The sequence below is a fragment of the Aeromonas schubertii genome (assembly GCF_000820105.1).
Lineage (GTDB): Bacteria > Pseudomonadota > Gammaproteobacteria > Enterobacterales > Aeromonadaceae > Aeromonas > Aeromonas schubertii.
Window position 1 is genome coordinate 1 of the sequence record NZ_CDDB01000035.1, and the last position, 24,867, is coordinate 24,867.

General features: G+C 60.6%; 19 protein-coding genes. 10 read left to right on the forward strand and 9 right to left on the reverse strand.

What is annotated here, in order from left to right; genetic code table 11:
• Positions 1-35: 35 nt before the first annotated feature.
• From BN1133_RS06720 to mtnN, 6 genes are all read right to left on the reverse strand, one after another.
• Positions 36-434 carry a hypothetical protein gene (locus tag BN1133_RS06720; RefSeq protein ID WP_050665773.1) on the reverse strand — a complete coding sequence of 133 codons (399 nt, stop codon included), beginning with the start codon at positions 432-434 and terminating at the stop codon, positions 36-38.
• A gap of 54 nt (positions 435-488) precedes the next feature.
• Positions 489-1,130 (reverse strand): trimeric intracellular cation channel family protein, encoded by a 642-nt coding sequence (locus BN1133_RS06725; protein ID WP_050665774.1) that lies wholly within the window; start codon positions 1,128-1,130, stop codon positions 489-491.
• A gap of 130 nt (positions 1,131-1,260) precedes the next feature.
• The gene (locus tag BN1133_RS06730) at positions 1,261-1,635 is read right to left on the reverse strand and encodes a rhodanese-like domain-containing protein (RefSeq protein ID WP_050665775.1); all 375 of its coding nucleotides are present in this window, start codon (positions 1,633-1,635) and stop codon (positions 1,261-1,263) included.
• A 9-nt stretch (positions 1,636-1,644) separates the two neighbouring features.
• Positions 1,645-2,457 carry a cobalamin-binding protein gene (locus BN1133_RS06735; RefSeq protein WP_050665776.1) on the reverse strand — a complete coding sequence of 271 codons (813 nt, stop codon included), beginning with the start codon at positions 2,455-2,457 and terminating at the stop codon, positions 1,645-1,647.
• A complete protein-coding gene (locus tag BN1133_RS06740; RefSeq protein ID WP_082177941.1) occupies positions 2,450-3,337 on the reverse strand; it encodes a cobalamin biosynthesis protein in 888 nt (295 codons plus the stop codon). Before BN1133_RS06740 ends, BN1133_RS06735 begins: the two co-directional genes overlap by 8 nt.
• 38 nt (positions 3,338-3,375) lie before the next feature.
• Positions 3,376-4,068, reverse strand: coding sequence for a 5'-methylthioadenosine/S-adenosylhomocysteine nucleosidase (mtnN, locus tag BN1133_RS06745; RefSeq protein WP_050665778.1), 693 nt, complete (start codon positions 4,066-4,068; stop codon positions 3,376-3,378).
• 194 nt (positions 4,069-4,262) lie between these two features.
• Between mtnN and BN1133_RS06750 the strand changes: the two genes are divergently transcribed.
• Positions 4,263-5,291, forward strand: a complete 1,029-nt coding sequence (locus BN1133_RS06750) for a M35 family metalloendopeptidase (protein ID WP_050665779.1) — start codon at positions 4,263-4,265, stop codon at positions 5,289-5,291.
• Between the two features lie 67 nt (positions 5,292-5,358).
• A complete protein-coding gene (locus BN1133_RS06755) occupies positions 5,359-5,772 on the forward strand; it encodes a hypothetical protein (protein WP_050665780.1) in 414 nt (137 codons plus the stop codon).
• 159 nt (positions 5,773-5,931) lie between these two features.
• Here BN1133_RS06755 and BN1133_RS06760 read toward each other — a convergent pair whose 3' ends face one another.
• Complete coding sequence (locus BN1133_RS06760) at positions 5,932-6,279, reverse strand: NifB/NifX family molybdenum-iron cluster-binding protein (RefSeq protein WP_050665781.1); 348 nt, start codon at positions 6,277-6,279, stop codon at positions 5,932-5,934.
• 349 nt (positions 6,280-6,628) lie between these two features.
• Here BN1133_RS06760 and BN1133_RS06765 point away from each other — a divergent pair, with 349 nt between their 5' ends.
• On the forward strand, positions 6,629-8,389 hold the full coding sequence (locus BN1133_RS06765) for a carbohydrate-binding protein (protein WP_050665782.1): 1,761 nt from the start codon (positions 6,629-6,631) through the stop codon (positions 8,387-8,389).
• Positions 8,390-8,443: 54 nt separating this feature from the next.
• Here BN1133_RS06765 and BN1133_RS06770 read toward each other — a convergent pair whose 3' ends face one another.
• A complete protein-coding gene (locus BN1133_RS06770) occupies positions 8,444-9,859 on the reverse strand; it encodes an FAD-dependent oxidoreductase (protein WP_050665783.1) in 1,416 nt (471 codons plus the stop codon).
• Between the two features lie 25 nt (positions 9,860-9,884).
• Positions 9,885-14,342 (reverse strand): glutamate synthase large subunit, encoded by a 4,458-nt coding sequence (gene gltB, locus BN1133_RS06775; RefSeq protein ID WP_050665784.1) that lies wholly within the window; start codon positions 14,340-14,342, stop codon positions 9,885-9,887.
• Between the two features lie 612 nt (positions 14,343-14,954).
• On the opposite strand from gltB, the gene mnmL reads away from it, so the two are divergent.
• From mnmL to BN1133_RS20290, 7 genes are all read left to right on the forward strand, one after another.
• Positions 14,955-15,899 (forward strand): tRNA modification radical SAM protein MnmL/YtqA, encoded by a 945-nt coding sequence (mnmL, locus tag BN1133_RS06780; RefSeq protein ID WP_050665785.1) that lies wholly within the window; start codon positions 14,955-14,957, stop codon positions 15,897-15,899.
• 121 nt (positions 15,900-16,020) lie between these two features.
• Positions 16,021-18,171 carry a type I secretion system permease/ATPase gene (locus tag BN1133_RS06785; protein WP_050665786.1) on the forward strand — a complete coding sequence of 717 codons (2,151 nt, stop codon included), beginning with the start codon at positions 16,021-16,023 and terminating at the stop codon, positions 18,169-18,171.
• Positions 18,164-19,558, forward strand: coding sequence for an HlyD family type I secretion periplasmic adaptor subunit (locus BN1133_RS06790; RefSeq protein WP_050665787.1), 1,395 nt, complete (start codon positions 18,164-18,166; stop codon positions 19,556-19,558). Before BN1133_RS06785 ends, BN1133_RS06790 begins: the two co-directional genes overlap by 8 nt.
• Positions 19,559-19,589: 31 nt before the next feature.
• Positions 19,590-20,915 (forward strand): TolC family outer membrane protein, encoded by a 1,326-nt coding sequence (locus BN1133_RS06795; RefSeq protein ID WP_050665788.1) that lies wholly within the window; start codon positions 19,590-19,592, stop codon positions 20,913-20,915.
• A gap of 55 nt (positions 20,916-20,970) precedes the next feature.
• The gene (locus BN1133_RS06800) at positions 20,971-21,672 is read left to right on the forward strand and encodes a transglutaminase-like cysteine peptidase (protein ID WP_050665789.1); all 702 of its coding nucleotides are present in this window, start codon (positions 20,971-20,973) and stop codon (positions 21,670-21,672) included.
• Between the two features lie 28 nt (positions 21,673-21,700).
• A complete protein-coding gene (locus BN1133_RS06805; protein ID WP_050665790.1) occupies positions 21,701-23,623 on the forward strand; it encodes an EAL domain-containing protein in 1,923 nt (640 codons plus the stop codon).
• A 233-nt stretch (positions 23,624-23,856) separates the two neighbouring features.
• Positions 23,857-24,867, forward strand: a 1,011-nt coding sequence (locus BN1133_RS20290; RefSeq protein ID WP_050665791.1) for a retention module-containing protein, incomplete at its 3' end; no start/stop codon positions are given.

The following is a 24,867-nucleotide window of genomic DNA, read 5'->3' on the forward strand; positions in this document are numbered from 1 at the left end:
ACTGACTGGCATTACGGCCCTGCGGCCGGATTTTTTTATTGTCCTTGGCGGGGGCAGGGGACCGGGGTAAAGGCTTGCTCCCCCTGGCAGCGCCAACCCATCTCGGCGTGGCGCATCTGCCACATGTCGTTGCGGCGAAACAGGGTGAGGATATAGAGCTGATCGCTTTGCTGGCCATCGAGAGAGACCGACAGGATCAGTTCGTTGTCCACCTGCCTGGCCAGGATGCGGCTCGGTAACGCCGGGTTGGCGACGAAACGCAAGGCCACCTCGCGGTAGTCATTGACCCAGCCCTGATGGGCCGAGCCGGCCTGCTGGATCTGCTCGTTGAAGTGCTGTACCGGGGTCGAGGCGAGGCGCCCAATCAGTGGCTGCGCCTGGGCCTGGCACAGGGCGCTGACCAGCAGCAGGGAGGTGATTCCGGGTTTTAGCATCTGAAGGTCCGGCTTGGTATGACCTCTCTATGACAACAGATCATGGGGCCGGGTTCAATCCTGATGCTGCCGTTCGAGGGAGAAGGTGGGAAGCGACAGGTGCCAGTAGATGGCGGCCACCCGCAGGGTGAAGACGGCGACCATGCAGATAAGCATGGCGGCGACGCGATCGAGGCCTGCCTGCAGGGAGAGGGTGTAGAGAATCCCCCCCAGAATGCAGGCGGTGGCGTAGATCTCCTTTTGCAGCACCATGGGAACCTCCCGGGCCAGCACGTCGCGGATCACGCCGCCGGCCACCCCCGTCATGGTGCCCATCAAGACGGCGATAAGGCCGGATGTCCCGAAAGCCAGCGCCTTTTGTGCGCCGATCACCGTAAACAGGGCCAGGCCGAAGGCGTCGGCCACCGGCAGTACATACCAGGGGATGCGCCTGGGCAGACGCACCGCCCACATGCCGACGAAGGCGGTGGCGATCACCACCCAGATGTAGAGGGGGTCGCGCACCCAGAAGACGGGGGTGGCGCCGAGGATCATGTCGCGAATGGTGCCACCGCCGATGGCGGTCACCGCCGCCAGCACCATGACACCGAAGCCATCCATGCGCAGGCGGCCCGCCACCAGCACCCCGGAGAGGGCAAAGACGGCGGTACCGAACATGTCGCACACATAGACAAGTTGTTCAACCAGAGGATTCATCGAGAGACGGCTCACACTCAATCAGGGTCCGGCCGGGGATTGTAGGGGCTGGTCGGGGCCACTGCCAATTCCCGGGGATGGAATTGGGAGCTGGCCCACCCTTTTTGAGAAGTTCAACGAAAGTGTGGGATCACTCGGCCGTGCGGATGGGGCGCTTTCCCTTCACCCACCCCTGCCAGTCACCGCTCAGGTGGTAGAGCTGGGTGAAGCCGGCCTTCTCCAGCCGGGCCACTACCTCGCCGGCGCGCCGGCCCGAGCGGCAGTAGATCACCACCGGCTTCTGTTCAAACCCCTTGAGCTCGCCCATGCGCTCGCTCAGCTCGGCACTGGAGAGGTTGCGCGCTCCCGGAATATGGCCCGCTGCAAACTCCTCGGCGGTGCGAACATCCAGCAGCAGGGGGGGCTTCTCCTTCTGCTGCCAGCCGATCAGGGTCTGCTGATCAATGGGCAGGGCGGCAAACAGGGAGGGGGAAAACAGGCTCAGCAGGGCTAGGACTCGGCGCATAGGGGCCTCTTAAGGGTGGCGGACGGCGTCGATGGCCTGGCACACCGCCTCGACGCCATTGAGGGCTCGAGGGGTAAAGCGGTGCAGTTCATCGGGGTTGATGAGCACCATTGCCCGGTGCTTCACCGCCTCTACCATAGGCCAGTCGAGCCAGACCTCCAACACCTTCTTGTCGTGGCTGCCGGCAAGGATCAGCTCAGGGTTTCCCTTGAGCACCTGCTCCAGGGAAACCTGGGGATAGGGAGTGGCGGCCCCGGCCATCAGATTCTCTCCACCGCACAGGGTGATGGCCTGGGCGGGCCAGGCATGGCCGCTCACGCTGGTGAGTGGGGGGCTCCAGAGCTGGTAGAAGACGCGCACCTTGCGCCCCTGTCCATAGCGCCGGCGCAGCTCTGCCAGCCTGGCCAGATAGGCATCGGCGGCCTCATTGGCCTGTGACTCGAGACCGAGCGTCTTGCCGAGCATGCGCATCTCGTCGGCCAGGGAGTCGAAGTCGGTCGGTTCCGAATAGGCGACGGGAACACCGAGGCGCTCGATGGGCTCGAGCAGGCGCGACTGGGCCGAGCGCCACCCTACCACCAGGTCCGGACGCAGGGCCAGCAGGGCTTCCCCATTGATGCTCCGGTAGTTGGCCACATGGGGTAGTCCCCGGACCTCGGGTGGGGTGTCCGAGGCATCGTCGGTGGCGACGATACGACTGCCGGCACCGATGGCAAAGAGCAGCTCGGTGATGTGGGGGGTGAGGCTGACAACCCGCTGTGGCGTTGCCTGGGCAATGCCTCCCCAGAGCAGGAGCAGGAGCAGGAGAAACACTTTAGACAAGGCGCTCTCCCAGGGTCAGTGCCAGCGCCAGGGCGAGCCAACACCAGCCGATGAGTTGCACTCTTGCCAGGGCTCGCGCCGGGGTATCGGCACCGGGCTCTTCCCCGCAGCCCAGGGTGGGGAAGCGTACCTTCTCGGCGCCGTAGAAGCGCGGGCCTCCGAGGCGCACCTTGAGCCGGGTGGCCACAAGGGCGAGCAGCATGCCTCCGGCGGGGAAGGGCCAGGCCAGGCCAGAGCGGGCAGAAGCCAGTCGCCCCGGCAACAGGGGCAGCGCCAACAGCAGGGCCGGCAGAGTGGCCAGGGCCTGGGCGAGGCGTCCGGCCGGTTGGCCGAAGTGGAGGAAGGCGGGCTCCTTGGGGGAGAAACCTTGTGCCAACAGGGCCGTCAGGCGCCACAAGAGTGCCCCTTGCACGCCCCCGATGGCATAGCCAAACAGGGGGCCGGCCCACTGGGTCAACAGGCGCAGGATCAGGGTCTCGGTGACCGCCTTGCTCACCCCGAGGGACGAGAGGCGAGCGGTAGCGCGCTTGAGCCAGGGAGATGCCTGCAGTCGCGCCATCGGCAGGGTATCAGGGGTGGCTGCAAGTTGGCGGGTGGCTGACGCCAGCTCCCGCAGGGGGCGGGATTCGATCAGAAGGAGGAGCAGCAGCAGATCGAACAGGGGCTCGGAGAGGCTCAGGTTTCGCACCGACCAGAGCAGGGCGGCGCAGGGCAACCAGACGATGATCATGGCCAGCAGGCCCGAGCGCACCTGCTCCCGAATCCCCCCATCGGGGCGGCACACCTTGCGACCCAGGCGCGAGAGCAGGGGAACCAGGGCCGACAGGCGCAGATGACCTGGCCAGGGGAGCAGCGCCTCGAGCAGGGCTGCCCCCACCATGATGGCGGCCGGGGTGGCCGCCAGGGTCTCCAGGGTGATCACAGCTTGGTGAGCATGGCCAGGATCACCTCGGCCGAGTGCTGACCGGCCACCTCGATAAAGGCGTCAAAGGATTCTACCTGCTCCTTGCCGGCGATATCGGACATGGCGCGCACCACCAGGTAGGGGACGGCAAACTGATGACACACCTGGCCGATGGCGGCCCCTTCCATCTCGACCGCCAGCATCTGCGGGAAGTCGGCGCGCGCCTTGGCAATGGCGTCGGGTTTGCACATGAACTGATCGCCGGTGCAGATAAGACCCATCTTGGTCTGGTGCTTGCCCTGCTCGCCGATGCAGTCGGCGGCCAGCTGCATCAGCTTCTCGTCGCAGGGGAAGGCGGCCGGCTGCTGGGCCATCTGGCCCGGCTCATAACCGAAGGCGGTCACATCCACATCGTGGAAGCGCATTTCACTGGCGATCACCACGTCGCCGATGTGCAGATCCTGAGCAAAACCGCCGGCAGAGCCGGTATTGATGACGCAGTCCGGGGCAAACTTCTCGATGAGCAGGGTGGTGGCCACGCTGGCGGCGACCTTGCCGATGCCACTGCGGGTCAGTACCACATCACGCCCGGCCAGCTTGCCGCTGTAAAATTCGCAGCCGCCCACCTTCAGGGTCTCGAGCCCTTCCATCTGGCCGCGCAGCAGCGCGACCTCCTGCTCCATTGCCCCGATAATGCCTACTTTCATGGTCAACCTCGTCGTCATGGCCATTGGGCCGCTAAAGATGGGCGGATGATAGCAAAAGTTGTCGCACCCGCCGAGCGCTCCCCTATCCGGGTGTGCTTCACCCAAATGGGGGAGCCGCAGTCGGCCCGGAATCGATTAGGGTGAAGTTGCCTTCGGGCACTTGTTGGAAGCAAGCAATCACAAGGATGATGACAATGAAAGCAACCCCAATTGCCCTGCTGTTGGCAGGGATCCTCGCCTCTCCACTTTGCGCCGCCGCTCTGGATGCGCGTCTCTCGCTGGTCGATGGCAGTGAGAATGTCAAAGTGTCGCTGACTATCACCAACTCCGGTCACAAGTCGATCAAGGTTCTCAAGTGGCAGTTGCCCGGTGACGAGGACGCCCCCCTGTTTCAGGTGACCCGTGACGGCCAGCCGGTTGACTATCAGGGCGCCCTCATCAAGCGTGGTACCCCGGTCGACAAGGATTTTATCCGCCTCGCCGCCGGTGAGAGCATCACCACCGCTGTCGAGGTGTCCGGCCTCTACGACATGAGCCAGCAGGGGCAGTACAGCATCAGTTATCGCCTGCCGGCTGAGCCCAAGGGCAACAAGGCCAAGCGTGCGGCGTCCGGGAGCCGCTCCAACACCGTCACCCTCTGGGTTGACGGAGTGAGCGATGAGCGGGTACTGGCCAAGGCGCTGGTCGATGAGCCTCAGGCGGTGAGTGGTTCGGTGGCCTTCTCCGGTCGTTGCAGCAATACCCAGAAGAGCCAGATCCTGACGGCGTTGGACTCTGCGGGGGCCATCACCAGCGACTCCCGCGGCTATCTGGCGGTCGACAAACCGGAAGGGCAACGTTACCGGTCCTGGTTTGGTGCCTATGACTCGGCCCGCTGGAGCACAGCGAATACCCACTTCACCAAGATCCAGGATGCCATCGATAACAAACCGCTCACCTTCGACTGCGGTTGCAAGAAGAGCTACTTTGCCTACGTCTACCCGGATCAGCCCTACAAGATCTATCTGTGCCGCTCCTTCTGGAGTGCGCCGAACACCGGGACCGACTCCCGTGCCGGCACCATAGTGCATGAGCTCAGCCACTTCACCGTGGTGGCGGGTACCGACGATCTCGGTTATGGCCAGAGCAATGCCCGCAACCTGGCCAGCACGGATCCGCTCAAGGCGCTCAATAACGCCGACAATCATGAGTACTTTGCCGAAAATACGCCGTTCGAAAATTGAGTGCGGGTTGACATCAAGGGGGCTTCGGCCCCCTTATTGATCGATGGCCGAACACGAGGAGAGAGAGATGATGAGCCTGCTGCTGGCAGCCCTGCACTGCGAGCTGAGCGTTTCGCCCCATAGCCGGGTGAGCGAGCCCTTGCCCCTTACCATGACCCTCAGCAACCAGGGGGAGCAAGCACTCTCTGTGCTGACCTGGTTCACCCCCTTCGAGGGGTGGTTTGGGGACGCCATCGTGCTCACCCGCGACGGGGAGCCTGTACCCTATCAAGGCCCCCTTGCCAAACGCGGTGAGCCCGCCCCGGAGGATCTGCTTGCCCTGGCTCCCGGCCAGAGTGAGCAGGCCAGTGCCGAGCTGGGCCAGGTCTATGACCTCAAACAGCCTGGCCACTACCGCCTGACTTACCGACTTCCTGCTCAGCCGGGGGCGTGGCTCGTCCCCGATTGCCCGTCTCTGGAGTTTGAGCGTCAGGCGAACTAGCCGGCTCCTTTATCTGATAGAGGTGCTCGGCACAGGCACTCTGACAACCACAGGGGCGTGCGCCCTTGTGGCGGCGGGCCAGGTAGCGCTGGCGTCCCCACAGGATCAAGATCAGCGCACCAAAGAGGGTCAGTGCCGCCCCCAGGGCGTAGAGCAGCATCATGATCTCCCCCTGATACGAACGATGGCCGCGGGTTGCCGCGTGCTGTCGCTCCGAGTCAGACTCGCTGAGGGGAGTGGCTGACCGGGTTGCCAGCCTCGCTCGGCATACACCACATCGATGCCGGCGGCCTGCATCCGGGCCAACATCTGCTCCCCGATGCGGCGAACCACCAGATGGGTCACACCCTGCTGGCGTAGTGAACCGGGCAACGGGCCCTTGCATCCGCCTGCGGGGGCATCCAGATAGCCGAGGCGCTTGCCCGAGGCATCTTGTAACCAGAAGATGGGGGCGCGGGCGACGTGGGGGATGAAGCGGTCATTCTCGACCGGAATCGCGATCAGCATAAGGCTCTCCTTATTATTTGCATATGCTACATATAACCCCATTAAGTGGCATATGCAAATAATAAAAGGGGGCTCGGGCAGGGATCCTGATCTGGCAGGGGCGCCTCTTGAGGTCACCATGGGATTTTCCCTGGGTCACCTTAGGTGCACAGGTGCTATTTAATCGCATCCATATGATTTTTAATTTATTTCATATTTATATTTTAGTTTTGCAAAAGTTATTTATTGGTTAAATGTGAGTCTCTCCGAACTTTTGTAACCGGCTTTTCGTTTCACTTGTTGGGGTGCGTATGGGGCTGTTATCAATCGCGGTGGTGAAGCGTCACCATCACGAAAAGGAACAATAACCATGATAAGTCCAATCACCCGCCTCTCAACGCTTGCTGCCGCCATCCTGATGGCGACTCCTGCCCTGGCTCTGGAAGCCTGGAATGGTCAGGAGGGGAGCGATACCTTCGAGGTCATCTTCGACAGCCAGGTGTGGCAAAACGCCTGGTGGGTCGGTGCCAGCCATTGTCCCGGCGAGGCTCAGCCCAATGATCCCAACAACCCATGGCGCGTGGTACGTGCCGCCACGGCGGCCGAAATGACCCAGTATGGCAATCCCACCACCTGTGATACCAGTGGTGGCGGTGGTGAGACCCTGCCTGATTTCGATGCCAGCCAGGGTTATCGGCAAGGGGACAAGGTGACTCTCAATGGGGGCGACTACCTGGCGACGGCCGATGTGCCTGCTTACAGCTTCCAGCCGGCACAAGCCTCTCCCTGGGCTCCCTATCTCCCCTTGCCTAGCTGGCAGAGCAGTACCGTTTATAACAAGGGCGACCGGGTGCTTCTGGAGGGGCAGGGTTATGAGGCCCTGTTCTGGACCCAGGGGGATGATCCTTCCGATCCTGCCAATCAGAATCCGGAGGGAAATAATGGCCGTCCCTGGAAGCCTCTTGGCCCGATGCACAACTACACGGACGAGGAGTTGGCCCAGGCTCCACAGCTCGATACGAGCGTGCTCTATCCGGCCGATACCCTGGTGCAATTTGAACAGGGGCATCAGGTATCCCGTCAACAGGTGCGCGGGGTCCGTCCGGGGGATCTCAACCCCTGGCAGGGCTATGTGGAGTGGGGCAACGTGAAAGAGCAGGTGGGCACGCCCAAGCACCCCTGGCCAGCCCAGGTCTATGCCCCTTATCTCGATGCGACCCTCAACAGTGTGCCGAACATGGGAGAGCTGGCCCAGCAACAGGGGGTCGATCACTTCACCCTCGCCTTTGTGGTGGCCAAGGATGCCCAGACCTGTGTCCCGACCTGGGGGACCTACTACAAGATGGGGGATTTCCCGTCGCTCTACAGCAACATCAAGGGATTGCGCGATCAAGGTGGGGATGTGATGGTCTCCATCGGCGGAGCGGCCAATGCGCCGCTGGCCGCCGCTTGCGACAATATCGACGAGCTGGCGCGTCAGTACATGGATATCGTCGACAACCTCAACCTGCAGGTACTCGACTTTGACATCGAGGGGACCTGGGTAGCGGATGCGGTCTCCATCACCCGGCGCAGCCAGGCCCTGGTGAGGGCCCAGGCCCAGTGGGCGGCGCAAGGCAAGCAGGTGGCCATCTGGTATACCCTGCCCATTCTGCCCCAGGGACTCACCGCCGATGGCATCAAGGTGCTGCAGAGTGCCCGGGATCACGGGGTGAAACTGACCGGCATCAACGTCATGACCATGGACTACGGCGACAGCGCCTGCCCGCCGTCCCAGGGTGAGGGAGCCAATATTCAGGGCCAGTGCGGGGTCGATGCCATCAACAACCTGTTCCGCGACGTCAAGGCCATCTTCCCGGAGAAGGAGGATGCCGCCATCTGGGCCATGCTTGGCACCACCCCCATGATCGGCGTCAATGACGTGCAAAGTGAGGTGTTCTACCGCTCGGATGCGGCGCTCACCCTGCAACATGCGCAGGAGCAAGGGATCGGCATGATCGGCATCTGGTCCATCGCCCGCGATCAGCCGGGCACGGCGGGTCAGGTGTCGCCCGAGCATAGCGGCCTGACCGAGGCTCAGTCCCCCCGTTACGGCTTCAGTGCCCTGTTCAAGGCGTTCACCCAGCGCTGATACGCGCAACGACAAAAGGCCAGGCGATTGCCTGGCCTTTTTCATGGACGAGGGTCAGACCGCCAGGTAGTCGAGGATCCCCTCGGCCGCCTTGCGTCCCTCGTAGATGGCGGTGACCACCAGATCCGAGCCGCGCACCGCGTCACCACCGGCGAACACCTTGGGGTTGCTGGTCTGGAAGGCGTACTCGCTCTGCTCCGGCGCCTGGATGCGGCCACGGCTGTCGAGGGCGATGCCGTGCTGCTCCATCCAGGGGGAGGGACTCGGCTGGAAGCCAAAGGCCATCACCACGGCGTCGGTCGCCAGCACCTGCTCGGATCCCTCGACCACCACAGGGCTGCGACGTCCATTGCTATCGGGAGCGCCGAGCGCCGTGCTCACCACCCTGATGCCGCAGGCGCGACCCTGGGCATCGAGCTCGACCCCGACCGGCTGCAGGTTGAACATAAACTCGACCCCTTCCTCGCGGGCGTTTTGCACCTCGCGCCGGGAGCCCGGCATGTTCTCGGCATCGCGGCGATAGGCGCAGATCACCCGGGTCGCCCCCTGACGGATGGCGGTACGCACGCAGTCCATGGCGGTATCACCGCCTCCCAGCACCACCACCTGTTTGCCGGCAAAGTCGATGTAATCGCGCTCGCTCTTCTCGAGCCCCAGCAGACGGTTGGCGTTGGCGATGAGGTAGGGCAGGGCGTCGTAGACGCCGGGGGCGCTCTCGTTTTCGAAGCCCCCCTTCATGTACTTGTAGGTACCGACCCCGAGGAAGAGGGCGTCAAACTCGGTCAGCAGGTCGCTGAACTGGATGTCCTTGCCCACCTCGACGCCGAGACGAAACTCCACCCCCATCTCGGTGAAGATCTGACGCCGGCGCTGCATCACCTCTTTCTCGAGCTTGAAGGAGGGAATGCCGAAGGTGAGCAGGCCGCCTATCTCCTGATAGCGGTCGAACACCACAGGGGTCACACCGTTTCGCACCAGCACGTCGGCACAGGCCAGGCCCGCCGGACCGGCGCCGACGATGGCGACCCGTTTGCCGCTCTTGACCACCTTGGAGAGATCGGGCTTCCACCCCATCTCGAAGGCCTTGTCGGTGATGTACTTCTCGATGTTGCCGATGGTGACGGCGCCAAAGCGATCATTGAGGGTACAGGCTCCCTCGCACAGGCGATCTTGCGGGCAGACCCGGCCGCACACCTCGGGCAGGCTGTTGGTCTGGTGGGAGAGCTCCACCGCCTCCAGAATGCGGCCATTCTTGGCCAGTTTCAGCCAGTCGGGAATATAGTTGTGCACCGGGCACTTCCACTCGCAGTAAGGGTTACCGCACTCGAGGCAGCGATCCCCCTGCATCTGCACCTGGTTTTGGTTAAACGACTCGTAGATCTCCACAAACTCGATCTTGCGGATCTTGAGCGGCTTCTTGGGCGGGTCGACCCGCTGTACATCGATAAACTGGAATACGTTCTGGCTCATCTCATTGTTTCCTTACGTCGCCGCCTTACATGGCCTGAACACGGAGCTCTGCGCTCGACCGACTGGTATGACCCAGCAGCGACTTGACGTCGCTCGACTTGGGTTTGACCAGGCGGAACTTGGGCACATAGGCGTCGAAATGGGCCAGGATCTCCTCGGCCCGCGCACTGCCAGTCTCGTTGAGGTGGGCGGTGATGATGCCGCGCAGGTGCTCCTGGTGGATGGCCAGATCCGCCACCTCCAGCAGCTCGACCAGCTCGGGGTTGGTGCGCTTGGTGAAGCCGCCATCCTCGTCGAGCACGTAGGCAAAGCCCCCTGTCATGCCAGCGGCGAAGTTGACGCCGGTCTGGCCGAGCACGGTGACGATGCCGCCTGTCATGTACTCACAGCCGTTGTCGCCGATCCCCTCGACCACTGCCAGGGCGCCGGAGTTACGCACCGCAAAGCGCTCGCCGGCGGTGCCGGCGGCATAGAGCTTGCCCCCGGTGGCGCCGTAGAGGCAGGTGTTGCCGATGATGGCGGCCTCATGAGACTTGAACGAGACGCCAATATGGGGCTTGATCACCAGCTTGCCGCCGGTCATCCCCTTGCCCACGTAGTCGTTGGCATCGCCGGTGAGGATCAGCTCGAGCCCCCCGGCGTTCCACACCCCGAAGCTCTGACCCGCTGTGCCGTTGAAGTGCACCTTGACCGGTGCCGCAGCCATCCCCTGGTTACCGTGGCGCTTGGCTATCTCGCCCGACAGGCGCGCTCCCACCGAACGGTCGGTGTTGCGGATGTCGTAACGGAACTCGCCGCCCGATTTGGTCTCGACCGCCGACAGCAGGTCTTCGACCATCTGCAAGTTGAGGGGGCCCTTGTCGAAGGTGTCGTTGGTCTGTTGGCAGAACAGGGCCGAGCCCGGTACCGCCACCGGTTTGGCCAGGATGCCGGAGAGATCCAGCTTGCCCTGGCGGGCTGTGATGCCCGGCAGCACCTCGAGCAGCTCGGTGCGGCCGATGAGGTCGGTCAGTTTGGCGACCCCCAATTGAGCCATCAGCTCGCGGGTCTCCTCGGCGATGAAGCTGAAGTAGTTCATCACCATCTCGGGCAGGCCGATGAAGTGCTCCCGGCGCAGTTTCTCGTCCTGGGTGGCGACCCCGGTCGCGCAGTTGTTGAGGTGACAGATCCGCAGGTACTTACAGCCGAGCGCCACCATGGGGCCGGTGCCAAAGCCGAAGCTCTCGGCGCCGAGGATGGCCGCCTTGACGATGTCGAGCCCGGTCTTGAGACCGCCGTCCACCTGCAGGCGCACCTTGTGGCGCAGGCCGTTGGCAACCAGGGCCTGCTGGGTCTCGGCCAGCCCCAGCTCCCACGGGGAGCCGGCGTACTTGACCGAGGTGATGGGGCTGGCGCCGGTGCCGCCGTCATAGCCGGAGATGGTGATGAGATCCGCATAGGCCTTGGCCACGCCGCAGGCGATGGTGCCGACGCCGGGCTCGGAGACCAGCTTCACCGACACCAGGCAGCTCGGGTTGACCTGCTTGATGTCGAAGATGAGCTGGGCGAGATCCTCGATGGAGTAGATGTCGTGGTGCGGCGGCGGCGAGATAAGGGTTACCCCCGGCACGGAATAGCGCAACTGGGCAATCTGGGCGGTGACCTTGTCGCCGGGCAGCTGGCCACCCTCGCCGGGTTTGGCCCCTTGGGCCACCTTTATCTGCACCACGTCGGCGTTCATCAGATAGTGAGGGGTGACGCCGAAGCGCCCCGAGGCTACCTGCTTGATACGCGAGTTTTTCTCGGTGCCGAAGCGGCGCGGATCTTCGCCACCTTCACCCGAGTTGCTCTGCCCGCCGAGGCGGTTCATGGCCACTGCCAGCGCCTCGTGGGCTTCCGGGCCGAGGGCACCGATGGACATGGCGGCAGAGTCGAAGCGCTGGAACAGATCCCTGGCTGGCTCCACCTGCTCGATGGGCAGAGGTGTCTGGCCCTCTTTCAGCACCATCAGATCGCGCAGGGTGGCGACCGGGCGCTCGTTGACCAGGCGAGCGTACTCCTTGTAGTCGGCATAGTTGCCCGAGCGCACCGCCGCTTGCAGGGTGCGCACCACATCCGGGTTGTAGGTGTGGTATTCGCCGCCGTGAACAAACTTGAGCAGGCCCCCCTGCTTGAGAGGCTTTCTGGCTACCCAGGCGTGGCGCGACAGGTTGTGCTGATCCTGCTGGATATCGGCAAAGTCGGCACCCTGGATGCGGCTCGATACGCCGCGGAAACAGAGCGAGACGACCGCATCGGAGAGGCCGATGGCTTCGAACAGCTGGGAGCAGCGATAGCTGGCCACCGTGCTGATCCCCATCTTGGACATCACCTTGTAGAGCCCCTTGTTGATGCCGTTGCGGAAGTTCTGCATGGCCTGGCGCAGGCTCATCTTGAGGATGCCATCCTCCACCTGCTGGGCCAGGGTCTCATAGGCGAGATAGGGGTAGATGGCGGTGGCGCCAAAGCCGAGCAGCACCGCAAAGTGGTGCGGATCGCGGGCACTGGCGGTCTCTATCAATATGTTGGCATCGCAGCGCAGGTTGTTGTCGACCAGGGTGCGCTGCACCGCGCCCACCGCCATGGCGGCCGGGATCGGCAGGGTATCCTGGGCGATATCCCGGTCCGAGAGGATCACCAGCACGGTACCCGCCTGGGCGGCCGCCTTGGCCTCTTCGCAGACGCGGTTGATCGCCGCCTCCAGCCCCTCTTCGGGTCGGTAGTTGAGGCTGATCACCTGGTGGCGGTAGTGCTCTCCTTCCAGGGCCAGCAGTTGATGGAAGTCGGAGTAGAGCAGCACCGGCGACTGGAACAGCACCCGGTGGGCGTGGCCGAAGGTCTCGTTGAAGACGTTCTGCTCGCGCCCGATACAGGTGGCCAGGGACATGACATGGTTTTCCCGCAGCGGGTCGATGGGCGGGTTGGTCACCTGGGCGAACATCTGGCGGAAGTAGTCGTAGAGGGTACGCTGGGTGCCGGAGAGTACCGCCATGGGGGTATCGTCACCCATGGAGCCCACCGCCTCCTGACCATTTTCACCGAGCACGCGGATCACCTGCTCGAGCTCCTCGTTAGAGTAGCCAAACAGCTTCTGGTAGGTCTTGAGGGTGTCGTCGTCCAACTCACGCACGCCAGCCTTGCTGTCGTCCATCTGATCGAACGGGATCAGGCGCTTGCAATGCTTGTCCATCCACTCCTTGTAGGTGTGGCGACTCTTGAGATCGTCGTCGATCTCGAAGCTGGTCCACACCTTGCTGTTGTAGGTGTCGACCACGAACAGCTCGCCCGGGCCGACGCGCCCCTTCTCCAGCACCTCGTCGGGGGTGTAGTCCCAGGTCCCTACTTCGGAGGCCAGGGTGATGAACTTGTCTTTTGTGACCACGTAGCGAGCCGGGCGCAGACCGTTACGATCCAGTGCGCAGGCGGCGAAGCGGCCATCGGTCATGACGATGCCGGCCGGACCGTCCCAGGGCTCCATGTGCATGGAGTTGAAGTCGTAGAAGGCGCGCAGGTCCTCGTCCATGTTCGGGTGCTTCTGCCACGCAGGCGGAATGAGCAGACGCATGGCGCGAAACAGATCCATGCCGCCGGCGAGGAAGAGATCCAGCATGTTGTCGAGGCTGGAGGAGTCCGACCCCGTGGTGTTGACGAAGGGCGCTGCGTCCTGCAGATCCGGAATGAGCGGGGTGGAGAACTTGTAGCCACGGGCCTTGGCCCACTGGCGGTTACCGTTGATGGTGTTGATCTCGCCGTTGTGGGCGAGGTAGCGAAATGGCTGGGCCAGTGGCCAGCGCGGGCTGGTGTTGGTGGAGAAGCGCTGGTGGAAGACGCAGATGGCCGACTGCATGCGAATGTCGCCGAGATCGAGATAGAAGCGCGGCAGATCCACGGGCATACAGAGGCCCTTGTAGACGGTGACCAGGTTGGAGAGGCTGACCACGTAGAAGTAGTCGTCTTGCACGCGTTTTTCGATGCGGCGGCGCACGATATAGAGGCGGCGCTCGAGATCCTTCATCACCCAGCCCGGGGGGGCGTTGACGAAGACCTGCTCGATGCTCGGCAGCGAGGCCTTGGCGATGGGGCCCAGCACGTTGGTATCGATAGGCACCTTGCGCCAGCCGACTACGCTCAGGGTCTCTTTTTCGAGCTCTTCCTCGATAAGGGCGCGGGTTTGCTGCGCCAATACGGGATCCGGATTCAGAAACAGCATCCCGACTGCGTATTTGCGGCCCAGGTGCCAACCCTGCTCCTGGGCGATAGCACGAAAGAAGCTATCGGGTTTTTGCAGCAACAGGCCGCAGCCGTCGCCGGTCTTGCCATCGGCGGAGATCCCGCCTCTGTGCTGCATGCGAGCCAATGCTGACATCGCGAGACGGACAAGCTTGTGGCTGGCTTCCCCTTCCATGTGGGCCATCAGGCCGAAGCCACAGTTATCCCGCTCCAGCTTTGGATCATATAGTGACATTGCATCTTCTCCCTTGCGCGGCCTTGTTTCGCAAACTGCATAAAATGCGAATGGCTCTTGTGGTTCCGTCTGCCTGAGGTGGCGAACCTTCAAACTAAAGGGATTTTTGGGCAAGGTCAATTGAAGGGAGGGGCACTTTTTGAATTTACATTCATATAACAAAATGCCGAATTGTGGCGGTTTAATGGGGTTTAATATTGGCTTGTCTGGTTTCTACGATGCTGTGTGGTTTTTAATTCTGTTTCATCACGGTTTTAACGCAGAGAGTAGGGGAGAATGGCGTTGTAGTAAAATTACAAAGCAAAACCGATTCCTCGCGCACTGGATCACACTTTGTGGAGCAGGGCATTGCCTAATCAGAAAAACCGAATATTCGTTTAAATATTAAATAAAACATATGGTTGTGATTGGTTCGCTCATTTCCGACAAGGGTTCAAAAAAGTCCTCCCAGTGTGTCTGTGTGACTTTTTATGCTGTATTTCTGACTCTCCATTTTGTTTCTGTCACTCAAGGAGCCTTGGGCGCCAAAGGGAATGGCTCCTGTTTGATCCAGCTCACATGTCGAACCCCCTCAATCGATAGAATGCGCCCCTTACGCAGCGAGGAGGGGCGATGGAGCTACATCAACTGGTCAATACACTGGGGCAGGATCTCAAGCGTCGTTACGGCCAGAAGATCCACAAACTGACCCTGCACGGTTCATTTACCTGCCCCAACCGGGATGGCACCCTGGGTCGTGGGGGTTGTACCTTCTGCAACGTGGCCTCCTTTGCCGACGAGGAGGCGCAACATCTCTCCATCGTGCAGCAGCTCGCCGCCCGGCGTGACGAAGTGACCCGGGCCAAACGCTATCTCGCCTATTTCCAGGCCTATACCAGCACCTATGCCGAGGTCGAATATTTGCGCACCATGTATGAAGAGGCGCTGACCTCTGCCGACATGGCGGGTCTGTGTGTGGGCACCCGACCCGATTGTGTGCCGGATGCGGTGCTCGACTTGCTGGCCGGTTACCAGGTTCAGGGTTACGAGATCTGGCTGGAGCTGGGGTTGCAGAGCGCTCATGATGCGACCCTCAGGCGCATCAACCGGGGCCATGACTTCGCCGCCTATGTCAACACGGTGCGCCGCGCCCATGAGCGGGGCATCAAGGTGTGCGCCCACCTGATTGTCGGTCTGCCCGGAGAGCGACCCATGGACAGCCTGGTGACCCTCGAGAGGGTGGTAGAGCAGGGGGTGTCCGGCATCAAGCTGCATCCTCTGCATGTGGTCGCAGGCAGCACCCTGGGCAAGGCGTGGCAGGCGGGGCGGTTGGAGGTGCTGAGCCAGGAAGAGTATGTCGAGGCGGCAGTGGCCATGATTCGCCACACCCCTCCCGAGGTGGTCTATCACAGGGTATCGGCCTCGGCGCGCAAGCCCACGCTGCTGGCTCCCCAGTGGTGCGAGAATCGTTGGGGGCCCATGACGGCCATCGCCTCGGCACTGGCGCAGGAAGGGCCGCAGGGCAGTGGGATGGGGCGACCTTTCACTCCCGCGATGGCCTTGGATGGGTTATTGTAAAGTATATTAAAAACACACTCTTATAGATTGTTCCCTGTTCAGCCTGTTAGACTGATTTGTCGAGTCTGTCGTCTGGTTGGGCGGTGGGGCGTGTCGTATAAAAATAAATCGCAGGTGATACATGGTGACGCAAGCCGCAGCCGAGCAAATGGATGAGCTGTTGGAGGCGCTGGTCTTTCTGACCCGTTTCTATGGGGTACCCAACAGCCGGGATGCGCTGGTAACCGGGTTACCGCTGCCGTCGGGTCGTCTTAGCCCTTCCCTCTTCCCTCGTGCCGCAGAGCGGGCAGGCCTCTCCGCGCGTCAGACGGTGCAGCCCCTTGCCCAGCTCTCTCCCCTTCTGCTTCCCTGCGTTTTGCTGATGCGCAACGGGGGAGCCTGCATCCTGCTGGAGTGGCACCCTGACCTGGGGGAGGCCAAGGTGATCTTCCCCCAGGCCGGGGATGCCGAGGCCCGCATTCCCTGCTCCCAGATCGAGGACCAGTACACGGGGCAGCTGTTTTTCGTCAAGAAGCAGTTTCGTTTCGATGAGCGCTCCCCCAAGGTGCTGGAGACGCGCCATGGCCACTGGTTTTGGGGGACACTGCTCGAGTCTCGCGGTATCTATCGGGATGTGCTGATCGCCTCTGTCCTCATCAACCTCTTCGCGGTGGCCAGCCCCCTGTTCACCATGAACGTCTACGACAAGATTGTGCCCAACCTCGCCTTCGATTCCCTCTGGGTGCTGGCGGTGGGGGCGGCCATCGTCTTTACCTTCGACTTCGTGATGCGCCAGCTGCGCAGCTACTTTATCGATGTGGCCGGCAAGAAGTCGGACATGCTGCTCTCGGCCAAGATCTTCTCCAAGGTGATGGGGATGAGAATGGAGGCCAGGCCCGCCTCAACCGGCGCCTTTGCCAAGCATCTTCAGGAGTTTGAGTCGATTCGCGAGTTCTTTACCTCGGCCACCGTCTCGACCCTGATCGATCTTCCCTTCGCGTTACTCTTTCTCTTTGTCATCTGGATCTTCGCCGGTGTCATGGTGGTCGTGCCCGTCGTCGCCATGTTGGTGCTGGCTATCTACAGCTTCTATATCCAGGGGCCGCTCAAGCGCAGCATCGAGGAGGGGTCACGACTGGCCTCCCAGAAAAATGCCAACCTTATCGAGAGTATTGCGGGGCTTGAGACGGTCAAGATCTTCGGGGCTCAGAGCCTGTTCCAGTACCGCTGGGAGCAGGCGGTCGCCCACATCTCCACCTGGGGTGTACAGACCCGCCGCATCACCAACTCCATGTCTTCCCTGGCCAGTTATATCCAGCAGATGGTCACCGTTGCCCTGGTGATCCTGGGTGTTTACCAGATCGCCGATGGCAATGTCACCATGGGGGGCATGATCGCCGCCGTGATGCTGGCCAGCCGCGCCATTGCGCCCATGGTTCAGCTGTCGGTGCTCTCGACCCGTTACAACCAGGCCAAGTCGGCCCTCGAGATCCTGGAAAAGATCATGGCCTCTCCCGACGAGCAGGAAGAGGGCAAACAATATGTGCATCATCCGGTGGTGGAGGGGCGCATCGAGTTCGAGAACGTCTCGTTCAAGTACCCGGGAATGGAGACCAGCACACTGCATCACATTAACCTGCGTATCCAGCCCGGTGAGAAGGTCGCCATCATTGGGCGGATTGGGGCAGGCAAGACCACTCTGGAGAAGCTGCTGATGGGACTCTATCGTCCCACCGAGGGGGCCGTTCGCCTCGATGGTTACGATCTCGATCAGATCCCCCCGTCCGTGATTCGCCGCAATATCGGCTGCGTGCCCCAGGATGTGACCCTCTTCTTTGGCTCGGTGCGTGACAACATCATGCTGGGTAACCCCCTGGTGGATGATCAACAGGTGCTGCGCGCCGCCAAGCGGGCCGGTGTTACCCACTTCACCAACCAGGATCCGAATGGTCTCGACAAGCAGATCGGTGAGGGGGGGCGTCAGCTTTCCGGCGGGCAGCGTCAGGCGATCGTTCTGGCTCGCTCCTTGCTCAATGACCCTCCTATCCTGGTGCTCGATGAACCGACCTCGAACATGGACAACCGCTCCGAGTTGCAGATAAAACAGGAGCTGGCCCGACTCGGACCCGACACGACCATGGTGCTGATCACCCACAAGACCTCCATGCTGGATGTGGCCAATCGGGTCATCGTCATGGAGCAGGGACATATAGTGGCAGATGGCCCCAGAGATCTGGTGCTGCAGCAGTTGCGGGAAGGTAAGGTCCGGGTCCGGGAGGTGGGCAATGAGTAAATTCGATCCCATGCTGCCCCCTGCGGAGCATCTCGACTATGTGGATGACAGCGCGGCCGCCGTCTTGCTCAATACGCCAACCAGGGCCCGGATCCTGCTGTGGGCCTCGTTTGCCTTCTTCACGGTGGCGCTGGTATGGGCTGCCTGGGCCACGCTGGATGAAGTCACTGTCGGCCAGGGCAAGGTGATCCCGTCGATGCAACTGCAGGTGATTCAGAACCTGGAGGGGGGCATCGTCAAGGAGATCCTGGTCAAGGAGGGGCAGGTCGTCGAGAAGGGGCAGCCGCTTCTGCGCATCGATGACACCCGTTTTCGCTCCGATTTTCGCGAGCGGGAGCAGGAGGTGGTCACCCTCAAGGGGGATGTGGCAAGGCTTAAGGCCGAGATCGCCAGCGTCAAGGTGAACAAGGGAGCCGATGTCCCGTGGCGGGAGCAGGTCAAGGTGGAGCCTGTCCCCATCGAGTTTCCCGAGGGGTATGAGAAGGTCTTCCCCGAGCGAGCCGTCCGGCAAACCTCGGCACGGGATGAGCGTCTGAACAACCTCTCCAACCAGCTCTACATACTGGGCCAGCAGATAGAGCAGAAAGAGCAGCAGATCGTCGAGCTTAACGCCAAGATCAAGACGCTCTCGCGCAGTGTGGATCTCGCTCGACAGGAGCTCAATATCAGCCGCCCCCTGGCCAAAGAGGGGATAGTGCCCCAAGTCGAGCTCATCAAGCTCGAGCGCCAGGTCAACGAGATGCAGGGTGAGCTGGAGTCGACCCGGCTGCTGGTCCCGAAATCGGGCTCCGAGCTGCGCGAAGCCATCCTCAAGCGTAACGATATCGGCCTGAAATACCGTGCCGATGCCCAGACCGAACTCAACCAGCAGCAGGCCAAGTTGAGCCAGGTCGCCGAGGGGCAGGTCGGACTTCGTGACAGGGTTGACCGTACCGTCGTGCTGGCGCCGGTCAAGGGAACGGTCAAAGCCATCAAGATCAACACCGTGGGTGGTGTTATCCAGCCAGGGATGGATATGATGGAGATAGTCCCCTTGGAGGATACCCTGTTGGTCGAGGCCAAAATATCCCCCAAAGATATAGCGTTTATCCGTCCTGGTCTGGATGCTGTGGTCAAGTTTACCGCCTATGATTTCACCATCTATGGTGGCCTCAAGGGTAAGGTTGAACAGATCAGCGCCGACTCGATTCAGGACGATGAGGGTAATACCTTCTATCTGGTCCGCGTGCGGACCAACAAGAGTTACTTGGGCGATGAGCAAAACGCACTTCCCATCATCCCCGGTATGTTAGCCAGTGCGGATATCATCACTGGTAAAAAGAGTGTCCTCGAATATCTGCTCAAACCCATATTGAGAGCGAAGCAGACGGCACTGAGAGAACGATAGCCAGTAGTATTTAAGGACGACTGGAGAAAATATGAAAACAACAGTGATAGCGGCGATGGTGAGTGGTCTGGTGCTGGCACCGGCCTCCTTGCACGCCCAGAGCCTGGAAGAGGCTGTAGCTCAGGCGCTGGCGACCCATCCCAAGATTAAAGAGGCGTTTGACCTCTATCAGGCACGGATGTATCAGCATGATGGAGCCAAGGCCGGGTATTACCCAACCGTCGATCTGACGGGGGGTGTTGGTTACAGTGATGTCGATAACAACACAACCCGAACCGGCGCGGGTAATCCCAATGTCGATCCGACCCAGACCCGTAAAGAGGCAGGGCTGAGCCTGCGGCAGATGATTTTCGATGGTTTTGATACCAGCAACAATGTCTCCCGCACCGAGGCAGAGGCCAACGCCCAGCGCCTGGCGATGATCTCTGAAGCCGAGAATACGGCCCTGCGCACCGCAGAGGTCTATCTCAACGTCCTGCGTCAGCAGGAGATCCTGGAGCTCTCTCGTCGTAACCTCGAGGTACACGAGCAGATCAAGGGGGACATCACCAAGCGTACCGATTCCGGGCTTGGGTCGACGGCCGACCAGACCCAGATCGAGGGTCGTGTCGCCAGGGCCTACGCCAACATGGCCGCGGCGGAGAACAACTATCAGGATGCCCAGACCGAGTTTGTTCGAGTGGTCAACGGCATGCCCAAGGATCTGGTTGCACCGGTACCGGATGCCACCAAGATGCCGGGGTCAGTGAATGATGCTCTCAAGGTTGCTACCGAGTTGCACCCGACACTGCTCTCCTCCCTGCAAGATGTTGAGGCGGCCAAGTACCAAAACGAAGGGGCCAAGGCCAACTTCTATCCCAAGGTGACCTTTGAGGTCGACCAGACCTGGAATGAAGACACCGGCGGCCTCAACGGGCGCAGCGATGAGCTGACGGCCATGGTGCGGATGCGTTACAACCTCTTCCGTGGTGGTGCCGATATGGCACAAACCAAGGCGACCTCGGCCCTTTACTCCCAGGCCAAGGATATTCACCTGAACGCTTTCCGTCAGGTGGAAGAGGGGACTCGTCTGGCCTGGAATGCCCGTGAGTCGCTGACCAAACAAAAAGAGTTCATTCAGCAGCACGTGGATGCAAGCTACGAGACGGTGCAGGCTTACAAGAAGCAATTTGGTCTGGGGCAGCGCACCTTGCTCGACGTGCTCAACACCGAGAACGAACTGTTTGAGGCTCGCAAGAGCTATATCACTGCCGAGTATGATGCCTTGCTGGCAGATTACCGGGTGCTCAACGCCATGGGTCAGTTGCTTGACGGTTTTCACTACAAGCTTCCGGCCCAATGGCAGGGTGCAAAGTGATCTATTTGGGGGCAGTTAACTGCCCCCTTCGTCTGCATGCATGAGCGTTACGGGTATGCGATTTCAATCCCTCACCCTGATGCGCCGATGGCGGGCATGGCTACTGCTGCTCTTTATCCCCCTTCTGGTACCGGCTGATGGCCGGCTCGATGCCGATGATCAGCGACTGGTCACCCGTGCTGAGCAAACCTATGGGGCCAGGGCCGGTAAGCGAGTGGCTGCCTGGCGGTTGCTGGCCATGGAGGGGAAGGGAGCAAACTGGAGCGAGAGGCAGAGGCTCGAACGGGTCAATAACTTCTTTAACCAGATGCGTTTTATTGACGATATAAAACTGTGGCGCCGCAATGACTACTGGGCGACACCGTTGGAATTTTTGGGAGCTGCGGGCGGAGATTGTGAAGATTTCAGTATCTCCAAATATTTTACCTTGCTCGAGCTCGGGATCCCGGACGAAAAAATGCGGATGGTCTATGTCAAGGCTCTCCGTTACAACCAGTTCCATATGGTCGTGGCCTACTACGAAACCCCGGGGGCGGTACCGCTTATTCTCGACAACCTCATCCCCGATATCCGCCCTGCGACCAGACGCACCGATCTGGCGCCTGTATTCAGTTTTAACGGTAGCCATCTATGGCTAATGAAGGCGCGTGGTCAGGGTGAACTGGCCGGTAACTCATCGCGCCTTGGATTATGGAACGATCTTCGCAGCCGAATGACATCAGGCAAGCTGGCCCAGCCCAAGATGAGGCTGGAATAATAAATTCATGGAGTTGGATGCATAGTCTATGACCCTCTACAGACAATTACTCGCCACCATGGTGCTGCTGTTCGGGCTCCTTTTCCTGGTTTCCTACTGGGTGCAGTTCAACTCGACACGCAGCTATCTGGCGCAGCAGCAAGAGACCACCGTCATCAACACGGCTACCTCGTTGGGGTTGGCACTGACGCCTTATCTCGAGACCGGGGACAAGGTCGGTGCCGAGTCGGTGATCAATGCCGTCTTTGACGGTGGCTATTACCGTCAGGTGCGGCTCGACCTGTTGGCGTCGAACAGTGTGATTGAGCGTGAGAATACCACCCGGATAAAGGGTGTTCCCGATTGGTTTATTGCTCTGGATCTGTTTCCCGAGGTCTCTTACGAATCAACCCTTACCTCGGGTTGGTTGCAGCTGGGACAGCTCAAAATCGTTGGTCACCCGGGTCAAGCCTATTACGAGTTGTGGGGGGGCATGAGTGAACTGGCCTCCTGGTTTTTAATCGGTTTTCTTATCACAGTGCTGCTACTGATGAGAGCCCTTCACTATCTGCTGCGCCCCCTTCAGCAGATCTGTGAGGAGGCGGTCGAAATTGAACAGCACCACTTCGGCCATACCATACCGCTGCCCAAGACCTACGAGCTCCGTCAGGTCGTTCAGGCCATCAATACTCTTGCCAGCAAGTTGGCAATGCAGTTTAAAGAGCAGGCCGATGAGGCCGAAATGCTGCGTGAACGAGTCTATAAAGATGCCGTCTCCGGTTTGGGGAACCGGGCTTATTTCGTCGGGCAGATCAACGCCTGGATCGCCGAAGGGGGGATGGGGGGTGTACTCCTGGTGGCCGTCGATGTACTCGATGACATCTACCGTGACGAAGGTTATGCGGCCCGTGACAACATGGTCAAGTCCATAGCGGCTTGTCTGCGCGAGTTGCTGCAGGGACGTGATGACTGCGCCATTGCCCGTATCTCGGCAACCGAATACGCGGTGCTCTATCCGACCTCAGACAAGGAGCAACTGCGTTCCCTGGCCGAACAGATCAACGAGCGAATTGCCGATCTTGTGGTGAATCCGAACGATGAGAGTCGTGCTATCTCGGTCGTGGGTGCTGTGATGCGTGAACATGACGAAGATCTCTCTGCACTGCTGACCAAGGCCGACAATGCGTTGAGTCAGGCTCGCAATGCCCGCCGTGGAGCCATTGTGATGGAAGGGCATGGGCAGGGCGAACTGATGGGACGTCTGGCGTGGCGTGATCTGGTGCAAGATGCTATCAGATCTCACCTGCTGCGCTTCAAGGCACAGCCCGCTTGCCGCTTCGACGATCAGTCTGTCATCCATGCCGAGTTGTTTGCCAGTATTCACCGTGATGGCACCGACTATTTTGCGGGACAGTTTATGCCGGCGATTGAACAGTTCCAGATGGGGGCGATATTTGATCGTGCCGTGCTCGAGAGCCTGGCTCCGTTAATGGTGGCTCAACCGACGATGAGCATTGCGGTCAATATCATGGCCGGTTCACTCTGCTCCAATGATTTTGCCGCCTGGCTCAAGGAGTTCCTGGCGAGCCATCCCAGTCTGAAGGGAAGGCTCTTCTTCGAGATCCCCGAGGGGGCGATCATGAAACATAGGGACGAAGTGGCCAACTTTATCATGGTGGTCCGTGAGCAGGGGTATGCTTGGGGGGTCGATCACTTTGGGCGCCATTTCCAGTCTCTGGGCTATCTGGAAACGCTGCAACCATCCTATGTGAAGGTCGATCACGGTTATACCAGTCAAGTGCTGGAAGCCGGTGCCGACACGGCATTCCTCTCGGCGGTATGCCGTACGGCTCACAATGCCGGCATCATGACCATAGCGACGCGAGTCGAAAACGAGGAGCAGGTAAAGGCCCTGTCACGGCTACATATCGATGGGTATCAGGGTTTTGTTCATCCGGCCCAGAGTATTTAATATTTTGTGGTTATAAAAAGCGCCGAAAGGCGCTTTTTTTATTTCCAGATTCTCTGTCTCCTGAGGAGTGGAGAATGTTAGTGATAAATAAGTTACTGATCTGTATCGTCTTAAAAACGTTTCTGTAAAAGCGGAGTGTCGGAGGGGGTTACCACCACTTTTTGCAAAGGTTGCCAAGGGGGTTCCCACCTACTGTTTAGAGTAGCCATGGGCGTGACATAGGAGAGTCTACCGTGCGTACCCAAAAAATTGACACTGCGGTCACAGTGAGTGCGATCGAAGGTAAGGCCTGGATCCTTCAAGGAAATGTGCAGGGACGCGAGATCCAGAAGGGGGACCTCCTCAAGGCTGGCACCACTATTCAGATCGATGACCAGGCCCGGCTCTCGTTTGCCGCGGTTCAGGATGCGCCGGCTCCTCAGCCTAATCCCGACGAGTTACCGGCCACGGCGGCCACAGCCCCGACGTCACAAAATCCTGCGGGGGGCAATGATGTCAACGCACTGCAGCAAGCCATTTTGCAAGGTGCTGACCCGACCCAGGCCTTTGAAGCGACTGCGGCTGGTGGGGCTCCTGCTGCCGGTGGGGGGATTGGAGGCGTTGACGGTGGGAGTGGTAACGGTGGATTTATCGTGGTCGACCGAACCGGTGATGCCACTCTTGCCGAGGCGGGCTTTGATACCACTTACTCCACTACCGGCACCATAGAGCCGACCCAGACAGAGGCGACCCTGCTGACCAATGAGCTGGCCGATGCCGATGAGTCGGTAACCGTCATTGAGGGTGGTAGTGTCGATGGCAATGTGTTGGCCAATACGACCAACCCCGATGGCCCGGCTGATGCGTCTGTGGTGAGTTACAGCTGGGGTATCAACGAAAATGTTCCCCCTGGAGTCGCTTCGACCCTGACCGGTATCGGGACTCTGATCCTCAATCCAGACGGCTCCTTCACCTTTACCCCCGAGCCCAACTATGACGGGGCTGTGCCTTCGGTAACCTATGTCGTCTTTGACGGTCAGGATGAGGTGACCTCTACCCTCAATATTGCCATTACTGTGGTGGATTCTCCTGTTGAACTGAGTGGGTTGGATCTGGCGCAAGGGGAAGTCACCGTCAGCGATGCCAATGTGCCCGAGGGATCGTCACCCAACCCCGCCGCACTGACGCAAAGTGGCATCTTTACCTTTAGTGCTCTCGACGGGGTGCAGACCCTGAGCGTGGGCGGCGTGTCGCTTATCACCGCC